General features: G+C 68.5%; 13 protein-coding genes. 7 read left to right on the top strand and 6 right to left on the bottom strand.

Annotation, left to right across the window (positions count from 1 at the left end):
- Window positions 1-29: 29 nt before the first annotated feature.
- Both EV653_RS22470 and EV653_RS22465 read left to right on the top strand, forming a co-directional pair.
- Entirely contained in the window at window positions 30-755 is a 726-nt protein-coding gene (locus tag EV653_RS22470; RefSeq protein WP_134105683.1) for an NIPSNAP family protein, read from the top strand.
- Window positions 756-904: 149 nt separating this feature from the next.
- The gene (locus EV653_RS22465) at window positions 905-1,828 is read left to right on the top strand and encodes a serine protein kinase RIO (protein WP_134105682.1); all 924 of its coding nucleotides are present in this window, start codon (window positions 905-907) and stop codon (window positions 1,826-1,828) included.
- Here the strand turns inward: EV653_RS22465 and EV653_RS22460 are convergent.
- Window positions 1,812-2,909 carry a tannase/feruloyl esterase family alpha/beta hydrolase gene (locus tag EV653_RS22460; protein WP_238159965.1) on the bottom strand — a complete coding sequence of 366 codons (1,098 nt, stop codon included), beginning with the start codon at window positions 2,907-2,909 and terminating at the stop codon, window positions 1,812-1,814. The two genes, EV653_RS22465 and EV653_RS22460, sit on opposite strands and share 17 nt — an antisense overlap.
- On the bottom strand, window positions 2,906-4,561 hold the full coding sequence (locus EV653_RS22455) for an FAD-binding dehydrogenase (RefSeq protein ID WP_202871779.1): 1,656 nt from the start codon (window positions 4,559-4,561) through the stop codon (window positions 2,906-2,908). The genes EV653_RS22460 and EV653_RS22455 overlap by 4 nt, the downstream gene beginning before the upstream one ends.
- Before the next feature lie 36 nt (window positions 4,562-4,597).
- Between EV653_RS22455 and EV653_RS22450 the strand changes: the two genes are divergently transcribed.
- Window positions 4,598-6,457, top strand: a complete 1,860-nt coding sequence (locus EV653_RS22450; RefSeq protein WP_134105679.1) for a DUF5107 domain-containing protein — start codon at window positions 4,598-4,600, stop codon at window positions 6,455-6,457.
- 195 nt (window positions 6,458-6,652) lie between these two features.
- Entirely contained in the window at window positions 6,653-7,054 is a 402-nt protein-coding gene (locus EV653_RS22445; protein WP_238159964.1) for a DUF3592 domain-containing protein, read from the top strand.
- A 50-nt stretch (window positions 7,055-7,104) separates the two neighbouring features.
- On the opposite strand, the gene EV653_RS22440 is transcribed toward EV653_RS22445, so the two are convergent.
- Window positions 7,105-7,722 (bottom strand): TetR/AcrR family transcriptional regulator, encoded by a 618-nt coding sequence (locus EV653_RS22440; protein WP_134105678.1) that lies wholly within the window; start codon window positions 7,720-7,722, stop codon window positions 7,105-7,107.
- A gap of 92 nt (window positions 7,723-7,814) precedes the next feature.
- On the opposite strand from EV653_RS22440, the gene EV653_RS22435 reads away from it, so the two are divergent.
- Both EV653_RS22435 and EV653_RS22430 read left to right on the top strand, forming a co-directional pair.
- Entirely contained in the window at window positions 7,815-8,960 is a 1,146-nt protein-coding gene (locus EV653_RS22435) for a phosphatidylinositol-specific phospholipase C1-like protein (protein ID WP_134105677.1), read from the top strand.
- A gap of 7 nt (window positions 8,961-8,967) precedes the next feature.
- A complete protein-coding gene (locus tag EV653_RS22430) occupies window positions 8,968-9,408 on the top strand; it encodes an OsmC family protein (protein WP_134105676.1) in 441 nt (146 codons plus the stop codon).
- Between the two features lie 445 nt (window positions 9,409-9,853).
- Here the strand turns inward: EV653_RS22430 and EV653_RS22425 are convergent, their stop codons facing one another.
- The gene (locus tag EV653_RS22425) at window positions 9,854-11,017 is read right to left on the bottom strand and encodes an FUSC family protein (RefSeq protein WP_134105675.1); all 1,164 of its coding nucleotides are present in this window, start codon (window positions 11,015-11,017) and stop codon (window positions 9,854-9,856) included.
- 48 nt (window positions 11,018-11,065) lie between these two features.
- On the opposite strand from EV653_RS22425, the gene EV653_RS22420 reads away from it, so the two are divergent.
- Window positions 11,066-11,569 (top strand): DUF5709 domain-containing protein, encoded by a 504-nt coding sequence (locus tag EV653_RS22420; protein WP_134105674.1) that lies wholly within the window; start codon window positions 11,066-11,068, stop codon window positions 11,567-11,569.
- A gap of 77 nt (window positions 11,570-11,646) precedes the next feature.
- Here the strand turns inward: EV653_RS22420 and EV653_RS22415 are convergent, their stop codons facing one another.
- Together EV653_RS22415 and EV653_RS22410 are read right to left on the bottom strand one after the other, a co-directional pair.
- Window positions 11,647-12,972, bottom strand: a complete 1,326-nt coding sequence (locus EV653_RS22415) for a cytochrome P450 (RefSeq protein WP_134105673.1) — start codon at window positions 12,970-12,972, stop codon at window positions 11,647-11,649.
- A 152-nt stretch (window positions 12,973-13,124) separates the two neighbouring features.
- Complete coding sequence (locus EV653_RS22410; RefSeq protein WP_134105672.1) at window positions 13,125-16,139, bottom strand: alpha-mannosidase; 3,015 nt, start codon at window positions 16,137-16,139, stop codon at window positions 13,125-13,127.
- Between the last annotated feature and the right edge of the window lie 111 nt (window positions 16,140-16,250).

Genomic DNA, 16,250 nt, shown 5'->3' with positions numbered 1-16,250 from the left:
TGTCAGGTTTCGATGCTTGGTTTGCACCTATGAACGAGTGCTGCGCCGTCGTGGACCTGCGCCAGTACACGCTGCACCCCGGGCAGCGTGACACCTTGATCGAGACCTTCGACACGTACTTCGTCGAAGGTCAGGAAGAGACCGGGATGCATATCGCCGGTCAGTTCCGCGATCTGGACGATCCGGACCGGTTCGTCTGGATCCGCGGATTCCAGGACCTGCCCGCACGGGCGGACGCGTTGAAGGCCTTCTACTACGGCCCGGTCTGGCGCGAGCATGCCGCGGTCGCGAACGCGACGATGATCGACTCGGACAACGCCCTGTTGCTGCGGCCGCTCCGGCTCGACGATCGTTACCCCGAGAGCGACGCGCCCCGGCCGCCGATCGGCAGCACCGCTCTCCCGCCGTCGGTCGTCGCCGGGGCTGTCTATCACCGCGGGTCGGAGGACGACGGTTTCGCCGAGTTCTTCACCGATCAGGTCGTGCCGGTGCTGACTGCCACCGGAGCCGAACCGGTCGCCGTGTTCGAGAGTTTGGTTGCCGAGAACAACTTTCCGGCCTTGCCGTTGCGGGACGAGGTGGTGCTCGCCTGGTTCGCGTGGTTCGCCGACGACACGGCGTACGACGAGCATCGGCGCGAGCTAACCGGGTCGCGGGTCTGGCAGGAGCGGGTGCTGCCGGAGCTGGTCTGCCGGACCGTGGGGCCGGCGCAGGAACTGCGGCTGCGGCCGACCTCACGTTCTCACCTGCGTTAAATACGTTGCGGGACCCGGGAACGCCGGGCATCCTGGTTTGACCGAGCGGCGGCGAACGCTGCCTGGACCTAAGGAGGGCTGACGGATGGCCATCACTGTGCTGCGGCATGTCCGCATCAGTTCCATCTCTAGGTTCAGGAGCACCCCAGTTGTCTTCAGAGTACGAACTCACCGATAACTACTTCCCCGATCTCGACTCCCGCTGGTCGGAACTCACCAGCGACGAGTCCCAACCAGATCCGGCTGACGCGTTCGTCTTCAAGTTCCACTCGGTCGACGAGCAGCTCGGTCCGGATCAGCGGTGGTCCACCTGGCTGGACGTCGAGCGCGGTTCTCGCGGCCCGGAACCACGCCCTTCGTGGGTTGTGACGGAACAGGCTGCGATCGACACCGAGCTCGGCGTCCTCAAAACCGGTAAGGAAGCAGACGTCTTCCTGGTCGAACGGGCCGTCGAAGCCATCGGCGACAACCCGGCGAAGTCCTCGCTGCTGGCCGCGAAGCGGTACCGCACCGAGGAGCACCGGTCCTTCCACCGCAGCACGTCGTACGTCGAAGGCCGGCGGACCCGCAACAGCCGTGACAGTCGTGCCATGCAAAAGAAGACCGCGCACGGCCGCAGCGTCGCGGCCGGCCACTGGGCGTACGCCGAGTGGGACGCGCTGAACCGGCTGTGGAAAGCCGGCGTCCCGGTGCCGTACCCGGTCCAGATCGACGGCATCGAGCTGCTGATGGAATTCATCGACGACGGTGAGGGCGGGGCCGCGCCACGGCTCGCCCAGGTCCGGCCGTCGAAGGAACTGCTCGGTCAGTACTTCGAGCAGCTTCGCGGCGGGATGCGTGAACTGGCCAGGGCCGGGCTGGCGCACGGCGACCTCTCGCCGTACAACGTCCTCGCCCAGGGGGACCGGATCGTGATGATCGACCTTCCGCAGGTGGTCGACATCGTCGGCAACCCCAAGGGCATGGACTTCCTGATGCGCGACTGCCACAACATGGCGACGTGGTTCACCAACCGCGGGCTGGAGATCGACGACCAGGAACTGTTCGCCGATCTGCTCACGATGGTGTACTGATCGCCTCGCGCAGCAGGGGAACGAGTGGTACCAGCCGGTCGGGGTGGGCGTCGACGAGACCGTCGAGATGATTGCCCGCCTCGACCCGCTGGTACGTGTGCAACTCCGACCGACCCGCCTGGCGGACGAGTTCGGCGTACGCGTCGGAGTTGGCGCCGATCGGCAGCAGGCAGTCGTACGTGCCGTGGATCGTGACGAGCGGGCGCTCGATCCTGCCGGTCAACGCGATCCGCTGGAGCGCTTCATGTGCCGCAGGACGTTGAGCGTAGTCGTACTCCGCTTCGTCGCCGTCGTACGCCGGATCGAGCTCCGCGGTGTAGATGCGCTGGGTCAGCCGCCAGTAGATCGTGTAGTGGTACTCCCAGAGGAAGTCCGACGCGGGATCGAAACCTGCTGCGACGATCGTCTCGGGTGACTGCTGCTCGTAGCCCTTGATTGCTGGGGGCAACGACATGAACGGATTCGGGCCGTCGGCGGTCCACAACGTGCCCTCGAGATCGACGCCGCGGGTGTAGAGCTCGGGATGGTTCTCGAGTTGCCAGCGGACGAGGTAGCCGCCGTTCGAGATGCCGGCCGCGATCACCTCGTCGGCCGGGCGTCCGTAGTGCTGCTCGACCGTCTCTCGCGCGGCACGGGTCAGCTCGGTCATCCGTTCGTTCCACTCGACCATCGCGTCGCCTGGTCGCTGCGAGCCGGTGTAGAACTCGACGCCCGTGTTGCCCTTGTCCGTTGCGGCGTACGCATGTCCGAGCGAGAGGACGTAGTCCGAGATCGCGACGTCGTTCGCGTACTGCGTTCGTACGCCAGGCGCGCCGGAGACCACGAGTACGCCGCTCCACTCCTCAGGGAGGCGGATGACGAACTGCGCGTCGTGGTGCCATCCGTGTGTGGTGTTGGTGGACGACGTACTCGGGAAGTAGCCGTCGATCTGGACGCCGGGCACCCGGGGCGGCGCAGGGAGACCGGCGTGGGTGGTGCCCGCGTAATCGGCCGGATTCGTGTGGCCGGAGACAGCTGTGCCGGTGGTGCTCAGGTCGTCGAGATGAGCGAGCTCCTCGTACTCCGCGCCCGGGACGGTCACGAGACCGCTTTGGCTGCGGCGCGGCCAGCCGTACGGCCGGTGAAGAGGCAGCCGCCGACGAACGTGCCCTCGAGCGATCGGTAGCCGTGGACACCGCCGCCGCCGAAGCCCGCGACCTCGCCGGCCGCATAGACGCCGGGTAGCGGGCTGCCGTCATCGCGCAGTACGCGCGAATCCAGGTCGGTCTGCAGGCCGCCGAGGGACTTGCGGGTCAGGATGTTCAGCCGTACGGCGATCAGCGGGCCGGCCTTCGGATCGAGGATCCGGTGCGGTGACGCGACCCGGATCAGCTTGTCGCCGCGGTAGTTGCGGGCGCCGCGCAGCGCGGTCACCTGCAGGTCCTTGGTGAACGTGTTGGTCAGCTCGCGGTCCCGCGCGACGATCTGCCGCTCCAGGTCGTCGAGGTCGATCAGGTTCTCCCCGGTCAGGTCGTTCATCCCGCGGACCAGGTCGGGAAGGTTGCTGCGGACAACGAAATCGGCGCCGTTGTCCATGAACGCCCGCACCGGCGCGGTGGCCCCGCCGCGAGCCCGGCCGAGCACGCCCTTGATGTCCTTGCCGGTCAGGTCCGGGTTCTGTTCCTGGCCGGAGAGGGCGAACTCCTTCTCGATGATCTTCTGCGTGAGCACGAACCAGGTGTAGTCGTACCCGGTCGTCATGATGTGCTCGAGCGTGCCGAGGGTGTCGAAGCCGGGGAACAGCGGCACCGGCAGTCGCTTGCCGGTGGCATCGAACCAGAGCGACGACGGCCCCGGCAGGATCCGGATGCCGTGCATCGGCCAGATCGGGTCCCAGTTCTGGATGCCTTCGGTGTAGTGCCACATCCGGTCGCGGTTCACGTACCGGCCGCCGGCCTTCTCGGTGATGGCGAGCATCCGCCCGTCGACATGCGCCGGTACGCCGCTGATCATCCGCTTCGGCGGCTCACCCATCCGTTTCGGCCATTGCGACCGGACCAGGTCGTGGTTGCCGCCGATGCCGCCCGACGTGATGATCACCGCCTGGGCCGACAGTTGGAAGTCACCGACCTCGACCCGCGAGCTCGACACCCCACGCGGTACGCCGCTGGGCTCGAGCATCTTGCCCGCGACACCGTCGACGACCCCGCCCGTGACGGTCAGCTCGTCCACCCGATGCCGGAACCGGAACTCGACCAGTCCCTTCGCGACCGCCTCCCGCACCCGCCGCTCGAACGGCGCGACCAGGGCTGGACCGGTGCCCCAGGTGATGTGGAAGCGGGGCACAGAGTTCCCGTGGCCGTCCGCGTTGTACCCGCCGCGCTCGGCCCAGCCGACGACCGGGAAGAACCGCACGCCCTGCCCATGCAGCCATGGACGCTTCTCGCCGGCGGCCCAATCGACGTACGCCTCGGCCCATTGCCGCGCCCACTTGTCCTCGTCGTCCAGCCGGTCGAATCCGGCCGAGCCGAGCCAGTCCTGCAAGGCGAGATCGCGGGAGTCCTTGATGCCCATCCGCCGCTGCTCCGGAGAGTCGACGAACAGCAGCCCGCCGAACGACCAGAACGCCTGCCCGCCCAGAGACGCCTCGGGCTCCTGGTCGAGCAGCAACACCTTCCGCCCCGCATCGGCCAGCTCCGCAGTCGCAGCCAGCCCCGCCAAACCCGCTCCGACCACGATCACATCAGCGTCCATGTCGACCATGTATAGCGCACTTGCGAAGATGAGGCAGTGACGATCCTTTCTGCGCAAAACCTCGTACTTCCCGCAGCTTCGCTCGGTCCGGAGAACCCGCTCGCGCCGCTCCGGACGCAACGCGAACCGCATGTGGTCGAGAACATCGCCGACCTTCCGGACGAGCTGCGGGAGAACATCGAGTACGGGCGTCTGCACAGCACGCTCCCGTGCCTTGACCAGGACGGGTACGACCGCACCCTGGTCGAGACCTCGTTCCCCGCGCTCGTGCTCGAGAACGACCACCTGCGCGCGACCGTCCTGCCGAGCCTCGGCGGACGGCTGTACTCGATCGTCCACAAGGCGACCGATCAGGAACTGCTCTACCGCAACCCGGTGTTCCAGCCCGCGAACCTCGCCCTGCGCAACGCCTGGTTCGCCGGCGTCGAGTGGAACGTCGGCAGCACCGGCCACTGGACCGGCACCTGCGCGCCGATGCACGCCGCCCGCGTCGAAGGCCTGGACGGTACGCCGGTCCTCCGACTGTGGGAGCTCGAACGCACCCGCAACCTCGTCACCCAACTGGACTTCTGGCTGCCGGCCGACTCCGAGTTCCTGTACGTCGGCGTTCGGCTGCAGAACCCGTCCGACGTCGAGGTCCCGGCGTACTGGTGGTCGAACATCGCGGTCGCGCAGACGCCGGAGAGTCGGGTGCTCGTGCCGGCGGACCAGGCCTGGCGGTTCGGCTACGGGAGCCGGCTCGATCTGATTGACGTCGGGACGGACCTCACCTATCCCATGCGGCATCCGCAGGCCGTCGACTACTTCTTCGAGCCGATGGCGGAGGAGCAGTCGTGGATCGCGTCGGTGGACGGCTCGGGGACCGGCTTGGCGCAGGCGTCGACCGACCGGCTGCAGGGACGGAAGCTGTTCGTCTGGGGCCAGGGCGATGGTGGGCGGCGCTGGCAGGAGTGGCTGTCGCCTGGTCTGGAGGGCGACGGGTACGCCGAGATTCAGGCGGGGCTCGCTCGGACGCAGATGGAGCACTTGAAGCTGCCCGCGCGCAACGAGTGGCACTGGGTGGAGGCGTACGGGCGGCTGTCGATGGACGCCGGTGCTGCGCATTCCGAGGACTGGAAGACAGCTCGATCAGCCGGGGCCGCTGCGTTGGCGGAGGTGCTGGATGGGTTGGCCGGGCGGGAGGCTGACTGGTTGCGAGTTGTGGATGCTCCTGCGGTAGAACGGCTCGGAGTCGGGTCGGGGTGGGGAGCGTTGGAGCTGGCCCGGACAGGATGGGCGGTGTCGGCAGGTACACCGTTCGACGACGACACGATGACTGCCCGGGAGCGGGCGTGGTTGCCGCTTCTCGAAGGGCGGCTGCCGGCTGTTGACGGCGTACCGGATGGGACGTTGGTGGCGTGGCGTGAGCTGCTGGAAGCGGCCGAGGACAACTGGTTGGTTTGGTATCACAGGGGAGTCGCGCGGCATTACTACGGTGATGCCGATGGTGCGATCGACGCGTGGAAACGGTCCGGTGAGAACGCCTGGGCGCTGCGCAATCTCGGCTTGGTCACCGGCGAGCTGGCGTACTACGAACGTGCCGTCGAATTGCTGCCTGGCCTGGTTCCGTTGGTGGTTGAGGCGGTAGCGGCCGCCCTTGACTCGGACGTCGTACGGGCGGAACGGCTGCTCGAGCACGCCCCGGACGACCCGCGGATCCAGCTCCTCCGCGTCCGGCATGCCCTGGAGACCGGCGATCCGGCCGCGGCACACGACCTGCTGGCCGCGGGTATCCAGCTGGCGACGGTCCGCGAAGGCGCGAATCCACTCACCGACTACTGGGTCGCAGCCGAACAGGCACTCGGCACAGAGCGGCCGGTACCGCCGCAGTACCAGTTCGGTATGGGCGGAATCTGACAACTTCAGGTCAACTCTACCTCTAGCTCCACCGCTCCACCGGGCTCTACCATGATGCTGTAGAAAAGAATTTGTCTTTACCTGGAACCGAGTGGAATCCGGTGGCGTCTCACCGGTGTGCGGCAAGGGCCGCACGAGGCAGGAACGACAACAACGACCGCGTCGCTCGCGGGCGGCGCGTCGGGGGTGAGTGCCATGTTGACGATCGTTGTACTAGGTGGGTTCGGCCTGGTGCTGGTGGTTGCAGCCTTCATCGTGACCGACGTTCTGGCCGGAATCCGGCGGAGCGAGCCCAGCCGTACGGAGGAGAAGACCGCGGGACGGGTGATCCGGGTGCGTGGCCCGGTCCGCGGCCAACTGGAGAGCGGTGCCCCGGCGGTCTACACCGAGGTCATCGTCGAGTACTACACCCGCCGGGGCGAGGGACCGTACGAGGTCGGCCGCAAGTTCCCGGTCGGGAGCAGGATTACTTACGCCAAGGGTGACCGGGTGATCGTCGCGTACGACGTCCGGACCCCCCGCCGGGCCCGCCTGGCCGGCCGGGTCAGCCACTGGCCGACCCTCGGCCCGTACGCGGCCGCGGTACCGCAGCCGTAAGTCGCCGGCCGCACCGCCGGCCAGAACAACCTGCTTGAGCCGCTACCGGCTCAAGCAGGGAGATGAGGGGCGAGCAGGTTGTACAGCACCGGCCGACCCTGATCCAGCACGTACTCCGCCTCGTCCGCGGACAGCCGATCCGCCAGATGAGCCAGCGACTCGCCCATCGCGATGCTGAGGGTGACGGCCAGGCGGAAGTCCCGCGAATCCCGCGCGCCGAACCGCGCCGCGAGCAGCTCCGCGAACTCAGCGGCGTGCTGATCGTCGAACTCGCCCGGCTTCGACTCCAGCTCCGGATCGCCGAGGCCGCTGAGCACGACCGCCTTGAACCCCGGATCGGTCCGGTGCATCTCCCGGAACGTGTCCAGCGTGACGTCGACCGCCGCCCGCCAGCTCGACACGTCGGCCAGCCGCTCGCTGACCGCCTCGGTGTAGCGTGCCTGGTTCCGGCGCTCGATCGCCTGGATCAGGCTGCGCTTGTCCGGGAAGTACCGGTACACGCTGCCGACCGCGATCTCGGCCCGTTTCGCGATCCCGCTCGTCGACGCCGCGTCGTACCCGCGCTCGACCACCTCGGCGCAGGCCGCGTCCAGGATCCGCTCGACCTGCCGGCTGGCCCGGTCCTGGGTCGGCGTCCGGCGGAGCGGATACGCCCCCGAAGTCACCATGTCGCTCATTGTCCATCGTCCGGGGGGACAACGTTGCCACCTTCCTGTGACAGATTGCCCTCAATCGCAGTCGACGGAGGGGACGTTTTCGCATGCGCATCAGCAGAACCGCGGTGGCCGGCCTGGCTTCGGTGGCACTCGCCGCATCCGGGGTCGCCGGTACGGCGGTCACCAAACACGACTCACACGGCGGCGACGGCCTGCGGCTGAACCAGATGCAGGTGGTCGGCTCGCACAACTCGTACCACCGGGAGCTCAGCCCGAACGAGCAGAAGGTCCAGCAGCAGCAGAACGCCGGCTCGGTCGACCTCTGGTACTCGCACGCTCCGATCTCCCAGCAGTTGGAGGACCAGAACGTTCGCTCGCTCGAGCTCGACCTGTTCCCGGATCCGCAGGGCGGCCTGTACACGTATCCGCTGATCCGGAAACTGACCGGCCAGGGTCCGCTGACCGATCCGGCGATGGCCAAGCCCGGGATCAAGGTCATGCACATCCCCGACTTCGACTACAACACCAACTGCGACACGTTCGTGCTGTGCCTGCAGCAGGTGAAGACCTGGTCCGACGCGCACCCTAGCCACGTGCCGATCGCGATCAATCTCGAACTGAAGCAGTCCGACCCGAACGTGGTCGCGGCCGGCGGCGTCGTCGCGCCGCCGTGGGACGCCGGCAACCTGGACAGCGTCGACACCGAGATCCGCTCGGTGTTCACGCAGAACGAGATCCTCACGCCGGACGACGTACGCAAGCCCGGCCTGACACTCGAGCAGTCCGTGCTGACCAAGGGCTGGCCGAAGCTGAAGGATGTCCGCGGCCAGGTGATGTTCTACTTCGACAACGGCGGACCGGGCGCGATCCGCGACACCTACACCGCCGGCAAGCCGAACCTGGAGGGCCGGGCGGTCTTCACGCGCGGACCGGAGGGTGCGCCCGACGCAGCGGTGACCGAGGTGAACGACCCGCGCGGTACGGGCCAGGCTGAGATCCAGCGGCTGGTTCGCAAGGGCTACCTCGTGCGGACGCGGTCCGACGAGCCGATGGCGACGATCCGCGACAAGGACTACACGCGGCTCGGGATCGCCCTCGACAGCGGCGCACAGTGGGTGACCACGGACTTCCCGGTCGCCGGTATGGCTGCTCGCTACGACAGCGACTTCGTCGCGAAGCTGCCGGGGCACACTCCCGTACGATGCAATCCCGTCACCGCAACCGCGAAGACGGCCGTCTCGGAAGGGTGAGCTGAACATGTCGGAGCACGTGGTCGATGTGAGTTGGAGCCGTGGTGAGTACGACTTTGCCTACGACAGCTACAACCGCGACCACGAGTGGCGCTTCGACGGCGGCATCACGGTGCCCGGCTCGGCGAACCCGAAGTACCTGGGTAACCCGGGCCCGGTCGACCCGGAGGAGGCATTCGTGGCGGCGCTGTCGTCCTGCCACATGCTCACCTTCCTGTCGATCGCGGCCCGGAAGCGCCTGGTGGTGGACGCGTACGACGACCACGCCGTCGGCGTGATGGCGCCGAACGCCGCGGGCCGGCTCGCGATCACGCAGGTAACCCTGCACCCGAAGATCGTCTGGAACGGCCCCGAGCCGGACGCGGAGACGATCGACAAGATCCACCACCTGTCCCACCAGGAATGCTTCATCGCAAACTCGGTAACCACCGAAATCACCGTCGCGTAACCTCACCCCGAGCGAAGCGAGGGCATCTTTCCTTCCTTCATTTCCTTCAGACAAAAACCACCCGCCGGACCGGCCTGAGCCTCGCGCAAGCGGCGTCAGGAAGGTCGGCGGGTGGTTTTGGGTGCACCTCTGTGGCGGTGCACCGGTAACGGATCCGGCGGCGCCTCGCACTGGGCGCCTCTGCGTTGGTGCGACTTCCGTGCGGTCCAGCTCGGTGGGCAGGACCGTGCGGCGCGCCGCCGGGATCCGTTCGTCCGGTTCGCGCCTTACTGCTCGGCGGCGGCGTCGCTCCGGTCGTCAGTGGTCTGGTGGTCGACCGCCAGCAGGTCCTCGAGCTCACGGACCTGCTCGTTGGCCATCGTGGTCATCAGTCGGTGGATCGTCATGCCAGTGAGACGCGGCCGGTGCGCAGGTATGACGGGAATTTCCGATGTGACCTGAACCACTACTTCTCGTCGAGCCCGTCCAGCCGCAGCGGGACGAGTTTCCGGGCGTCGTCGTACGACGTGCCGGTCAGCTCGAGCAGGTCGACGATCGTGGACCGGAGCTGGCCCAGGACGACGACCGCGGACAGGCCGGTCGGCAGGGGCAACTCCGCAGTACGCCGCCCGAGCTCGCCCAGCACGCGGTGTGCGGCGACCTCGGCGGCCGGCTCGAACAGGGATTCGGCGATCAGGCGTGTGCCGTCGGCGAGGCGCTCGAGCAGCATCGGGTACTCCGCGGGCATCGCCTCGTCCCGCCACACCGACACCGCGCAGCGCCGGACCAGGACACGGATGTTCCGGATCGCGCGATCCAGCGGTACGACGAGATCAGCGATCTCCTGGACCCGCCCGCGGTGCCTGCGGCGGAACGGCGACAGCCGGACGACCGCGACACCCTCGTCGGCGGCGCTGCGCAATTCGTCGAGCCGGGACTCGCTCGACCGGGCGCGCCGGAGCGCATCGGTGAGCGCTTCCTCGTCGCGGGAGCGGAGGCCGTCCGCGGTCTCGATCAGGATCTCGGCCAGCTCATTCAGTACGGCGGAAGCTTGCTGCCGCGGACGCCTGATCGCGGCGGCCGGGGCGATCGTGGCCGCGGCCAGCGCGACGAGCCCGCCGAGGACCGCGTCGAGCCAGCGGCTGAAGCCCGCCCCCGGGTTGGGCAGCAGAGTGGTGACGATCGCGGCCTGGACACCGGCTTGGGTGGTCATCAGCGTGCCGGCGCCGAGCAACACGGCGACGCTCATCGCCAGCGCGATCACGAAGATGATCTGGGGGATCCCGGTGCCGAAGACGTGGACGAACAGGTCACCGACACCGACACCGACCGCCACGCCGACCATGACCTCGGCCACCCGGCGGAGTCGCTGACCGTAGCTGAAGCCGAGGCAGACCATCGCGGCGACCGGCGCGAAGAACGGTTGTTTGTGGCCGACGACGTACCGGCCGAGCGCCCAGGCGACCCCGGCGGCGAGGGCACACTGGGCGATGAAGAAGGCCCGGCTGCGCCAGCGTTCGACCCGACGGCGGATCGAGGCACGCGACCGCTGGGCCGCTTGCGGCGCGATGTCGTCGCGCAGTTCCCGCAACTGGTCCAACGTCAGCCTGACCGGATCCACCTGCCCCATTCTGCGTCGAGCTTGATTCCAGTGCCTGCGACGCGCCAAGGTTGCCCCATGAGCGACGACAGCCGTGAGGATTACGGCAGCTACTCCGTGGACGACGAGGATCAGCTGCAGGCCGAGGACACCCTGAACGACCGGGGCGTCGACGATCTGCTTGACGAGGGGTACTCGCCTCCGGAGAAGTGGTCCGCGGGCGAAGGATTCGGCACCACGGCCGACGAGGCGGTGCAGGGAGAGACCCTGGACCAGCGGATCGCCCAGGAGATCCCGGACACCGATCCGTACGCCGAGGACGGCGAGGACGTCGGCGGCCCCGAGGTCGGCGTGGTCCGGTCCGGGCGCCTGGTCGCGCCCGACGAGGGCGCGCACGGTGATGACGACGACGAACTGTTCGCCGAGGACGTCGGCATCGACGGCGCCGCGGCCGGAGCCGAAGAGGCGGCCGTCCACCTCGTCGACGACGAGGACAACTTCGAGCTCGAGGACGACGACGAGGAAGACCTCGAGAGCTACGACGACGTCGACCTCGGCGACGTCGGCGACCCCGAGGACTGACGCAGGAGCGCCGCCGGCGGGTTATGTCATCGATGACGTCGTACTTCGCGCTACCGACGACATAACCCGCCAGTGAGCTAGCGCCGGGTGACGCTGACGACGGAGCCGTGGCGCGGGACGAGGGTGACGTTCTTCGCCTGGGGCGGCTCGGGCTTCGGGTGCGGGGCCTGGAAGTTGTAGGCGCTGAGGGCTGCCCGGAGGATCTCGGTGCCCTCCATCAGCGAGAAGCCGGCGCCGATGCAGCGCCGGGCGCCACCTCCGAAAGGCATCCAGGTCCCGGGCGCCGGCGGGTCGTCGGACAGGAACCGCTGCGGGCGGAACTCCTCCGGCATCGGAAAGTGCTCCGCGTCCCGGTGGACCAGCCCGATCGCGGCCATGATCGTCGTACCGCGGGGCAGGCGGTAGCCGGCGATGTCGGTCGTCTCGGTGAGGCGGCGGCCGACCTGATACACCACGGGATGCACCCGCAGGGCCTCCTTGACCATCGCCTCCAGCTCGTCGTCCGCGCCGGCATCCGCGGCCCGCTGCCCGAATGCGAGGTCCTCCGGCCGGCGCGCCAGCTCGTGGAACGCCCAGGCCATCGCGGTCGCCGTCGTCTCGTGGCCGGCCAGCAGCAACGTCACCAGCTGATCCCGCAGCTCGACGTCGGACCAGTTGCCCGCAGCAAGCAGTCGCGAGAGTACGTCGTTGCGTCCGGCGAACGTCTCGCGGCGCTTGGCGATCTCGTCGTACAGGATCTCGTCGACCTTGCGCTGGGTGTCGAGGTACGTCTTCCACGGCCGGATCCGGAGCAGCGGCGGGTAGAAGCCGCCGAGCATGATCACCGGCGAGACCGAGACGATCTTGTCCATCAGCGGGCGGAGGGTGTTCAGCCGGTCGATGTCGGTCACGCCGAAGATCACCTGCAGGATGATCTCGAGCGTCAGGTTCCGCATCCGCTGGTGCACCTTGAACGGCTTGCCCACCGGCCATTTCGCGACCTCGGCCCGGGCGAGCTCCAGCACCATCCCGGCGTACCCGCGCAGTGCCGCGCCGGAGAACGCCGGCATCAGCTGCTTGCGCATCCGGACGTGGTCCTCGTCGTCGAGCAGCAACAACGAGTGCGAACCCATGATCGGCTCGAGCACCGTGTTGCCCTCGCCGGCGTGCATCACCGCGGGCGGGCTGCCGAACACCTCGCGGATGTGGTCCGGCCGGCTCAGGACGACGCAGACCCGGCTCGACGGCACCAGGCGGATCGTGAACACGTCGCCGTACTTGTCCCGCATCCGCGGGAAGAACGTCCGGCGGTGACTCGCGAACAGCACGGTCTGGACGAGCGTCGGGAGCTTCGGGCCCGGCGGCAGCGTGCGGGCCGTCTGCCGGTCGAGAGTCCGGGAACCGAGCAAGGGTGTCGGAGCCATACCTTCACGCTACGTCAGGCGGGTGAACGCCGGGCATCGAACGCACCAAGGGCTGCGCCGATCCGCTACAACTCGCTACAACTACCCGCGCCCGGCTCCGCTGAGCGGGGCCGGGCGCGGGTTGGGGAGGGAGGGCTCCCGGGGTGGGGGGATCAGGAACGCTTGAAGCGCAGCGTCAGGATCTGGAAGGGGCGGAGGTCCAGGGAGACCCCGTTGTCCGTCAGCTCGCGGTCGGCGAGATGGCGTTCGAGGAGGTCGACCTCGGTCGCCGATGCCGCCTGGAAGGACGGGGTGATGGTGGCCCGGGACCGGCCGCCGGTGGACTCGTACAGCCGGACGACGACGTCGCCCGACTTGTCGTCGGCGAGCTTGACGGCCTCGACGATGACGTTGTCGTTGTCCAGGGCAACGATCGGCGCGACGCCGTCGGCGCCGGTGACGACGCGCTCGGGGAGGTTGATCGCGTACCCCTCCTCGATCGCCTCCGGGATCCCCGCGCCGACGACGAGGGCGTGGTTCACGGTGTGCACGCCCTGGTCGGTCTTCGGGTCGGGGAAGCGCGGCGCGCGGATCAGCGACGTCCGGATCGTGGTCGTCGTACCGCTGTCCTCGCGCGCGGTCCGGTTGATGTCGTGGCCGTACGTCGAGTCGTTGACCACGGCAACGCCGTACCCGGGCTCGCCGACGTGCACCCAGCGGTGCGCCGCGATCTCGAACTTCGCCGCGTCCCACGAGGTGTTCTGGTGGGTCGGCCGGAAGATGTGCCCGAACTGCGTCTCCGACGCCGACCGGTCCGCGTGCACGTCGACCGGGTACGCCGCCTTGAGGAACTTCTCGGTCTCGTGCCAGTCCATCTCGGTCTCGATGTCGACCCGCTTCGCGCCCGGCTGGACCCGCAGCGTCTGCGTCACCGTGGACCGGCCGAACGACCGCTTGACCACCACGGTCGCGACACCCTCGACGGTGCTGAAGTCGACACTGTCGACCTCGGTGACGTCGCGGACGTTGTTCTTGTAGAACGAGTCGACGTCCCACGCGTCCCAGTGGTTCGGGGTGTCCACGTGCAGCTGGAGAAGGTTGCCCACGGCACCTGGTGCGATGACCTCGCGGTCCGCCTCCACGTCGTACAGCGAGGTGATCAGACCGCGCTCGTCGATCGTGACCCGGATCCGGCCGTTGTCCAGTACGCCGTTCTCGATCGTGACGGCCTGACCCGCGCCGGTGGTGATCCCCGCGCCGAGCCCGGCGACACCGTTACGGCCGTGCGGCGCCGCGTTGAAGACGATCTGCGCGTCACCCGAGCCGGCCAGCGCCTGCTGGGCCTTGGCGATGATCGCGTTCAGCTCCTCGGCCACCTTGGCGTACGTCGCCTCGGCCTCGCGGTGCACCCACGAGATCGACGAGCCCGGCAGGATGTCGTGGAACTGGTGCAGCAGCGCGACCTTCCACAGCCGGTCCAGGTCCTCGTACGGGTAGGTGTCGAGCTTGCCCGCGACAACCGCCGCCGTGGTCCACAGCTCGGCCTCGCGCAGCAGGTGCTCCGTCCGCCGGTTGCCCTGCTTGGTCTTGGCCTGCGAGGTGTACGTCGCGCGGTGGATCTCCAGGTAGAGCTCACCCGACCAGACCGGCGCGTTCTCGCGGTACTCGTCCTCGGCGGCCGTGAAGAACTCGGTCGGGGACTCGATCGTCACCTTCGGCGAGGACTCCAGGTCTTTGACCCGGCGAGCGGTCGCGACGAACTCACGGGTGGGGCCGCCACCGCCGTCGCCGTACCCGAACGGGACCAGCGAGCGGGTCGCGGCGCCGTTCTCCTGGAAGTTCCGCTGCGCGTGCGCGAGCTCGCGACCGGACAGGTCGGAGTTGTACGTGTCGATCGGCGGGAAGTGGGTGAACACCCGGGTCCCGTCGAGACCCTCCCACCAGAAGGTGTGGTGCGGGAACTTGTTCTCCTTGTTCCAGGAGATCTTCTGGGTCAGGAACCACTTCGAGCCGGACAGCTTCACCAGCTGCGGCAGCGCCGCGGTGTAGCCGAACGAGTCCGGCAGCCAGACCTCCTGGGTGTCGATCCCGTACTCGTCCAGGAAGAACCGCTTGCCGTGCACGAACTGCCGGGCCAGCGCCTCGCTGCCGGGCAGGTTGGTGTCGGACTCGACCCACATACCGCCCACCGGGACGATGGTGCCCTCGGCAACGGCCTTCTTCAGCCGCTCCCAGACCTCCGGGTAGTTGTCCTTCACCCAGGCGTGCTGCTGGGCCTGCGAGAACGCGAAGACCAGCTCCGGGTACTCCTCGGCCAGCGTGGCAACGTTGGAGACGGTACGGGCGACCTTGCGCCGCGTCTCCCGCAGCGGCCACAGCCAGGCGGAGTCGATGTGCGCGTGACCGACCGCGGACAGCTGGTGCGCGCTGGCGTGGGCCGGACGGCTCAGTACGTCGGTCAGCTGCGCGCGGGCGTCCGCGGCGGTGCCGGCGACGTTCTCGTAGTCGAGCGCGTCCAGCGAACGGCTGATGGCGCGCAGGATCTCGCGACGGCGCGGCTCCTGGGCGGACAGCTCCTTCTGCAGGCTGTCGAGCGCCTCGAGGTCGAGGATCAGGTCCCAGACCTCGGCGTTGAACACGGCCAGGTCGGCGCGGGCGAGCTGGTAGATCGGGTGGTCGCCGAGCTTGGCGCCGATGTCGACCTTCGCGTAGGCGTTGTCGAGCGGGATCTCCGGGTTCGCGGCGCCCTCGACGTAGAACTCGATGTGGTCGCCGGGGGCGGCCGCCGTACCGTCCGGGCCGAGGATCGAGAGCGGGGCGTAGGTCTGCCGCGGGTGCAGGCCCTTCAGCGGCTTGCCGGAGGTGGTGTGCACCAGGCCCTCGGCGGAGAAGCCGGGACCGCCGCTGAAACCGAGGTCGATGACCGCCTCGATCTCGCTGCCGGCCCACTCGGACGGGACCTGGCCGCTGAACTTGAACCACGCGGTGCCCCAGGCGGGACCCCACGGCAGGCCGATCTCGGCCTTCTCGTAGGTCTGCGCCAGCGCCTCGGCGGGTGACACGGGCTCACCAGGTGCGTGCCACACCTCGATGTCCAGGGGGACCGCCGCGCCGTAGATCGCGGGGCGGAGCCGCTCCCGCAGGGCGCGCCTGAGCCGCTCCTCGATGAGTTGACGGTCGTCGTGCACGAAATCAGCCTCCGGGGAAGATCCTCACGCGGCCGCCACGGCCGCACGGATGACAACGCTGTCACACCTACCCCTGGCCCGTCCAGACGCAGTTTGGCCACGGTATCCAGC

Source organism: Kribbella pratensis (assembly GCF_004365355.1).
In the GTDB taxonomy this organism is placed as follows: domain Bacteria; phylum Actinomycetota; class Actinomycetes; order Propionibacteriales; family Kribbellaceae; genus Kribbella.
The sequence above is the reverse complement of the archived record's forward strand: the minus strand, read 5'-3'. Positions and strand labels throughout refer to the sequence as shown.

Bases quoted from the DNA above. Each gene is read 5' to 3' on its own strand.
- EV653_RS22445 (WP_238159964.1), top strand. From the start codon at position 6,653: ATGTTGACGATCGTTGTACTAGGTGGGTTCGGCCTGGTGCTGGTGGTT.
- EV653_RS22435 (WP_134105677.1), top strand. From the start codon at position 7,815: ATGCGCATCAGCAGAACCGCGGTGGCCGGCCTGGCTTCGGTGGCACTC.
- EV653_RS22470 (WP_134105683.1), top strand. From the start codon at position 30: ATGAACGAGTGCTGCGCCGTCGTGGACCTGCGCCAGTACACGCTGCAC.
- EV653_RS22430 (WP_134105676.1), top strand. From the start codon at position 8,968: ATGTCGGAGCACGTGGTCGATGTGAGTTGGAGCCGTGGTGAGTACGAC.
- EV653_RS22425 (WP_134105675.1), bottom strand. From the start codon at position 11,017: ATGGGGCAGGTGGATCCGGTCAGGCTGACGTTGGACCAGTTGCGGGAA.
- EV653_RS22440 (WP_134105678.1), bottom strand. From the start codon at position 7,722: ATGGTGACTTCGGGGGCGTATCCGCTCCGCCGGACGCCGACCCAGGAC.
- EV653_RS22415 (WP_134105673.1), bottom strand. From the start codon at position 12,972: ATGGCTCCGACACCCTTGCTCGGTTCCCGGACTCTCGACCGGCAGACG.
- EV653_RS22420 (WP_134105674.1), top strand. From the start codon at position 11,066: ATGAGCGACGACAGCCGTGAGGATTACGGCAGCTACTCCGTGGACGAC.
- EV653_RS22455 (WP_202871779.1), bottom strand. From the start codon at position 4,561: ATGGACGCTGATGTGATCGTGGTCGGAGCGGGTTTGGCGGGGCTGGCT.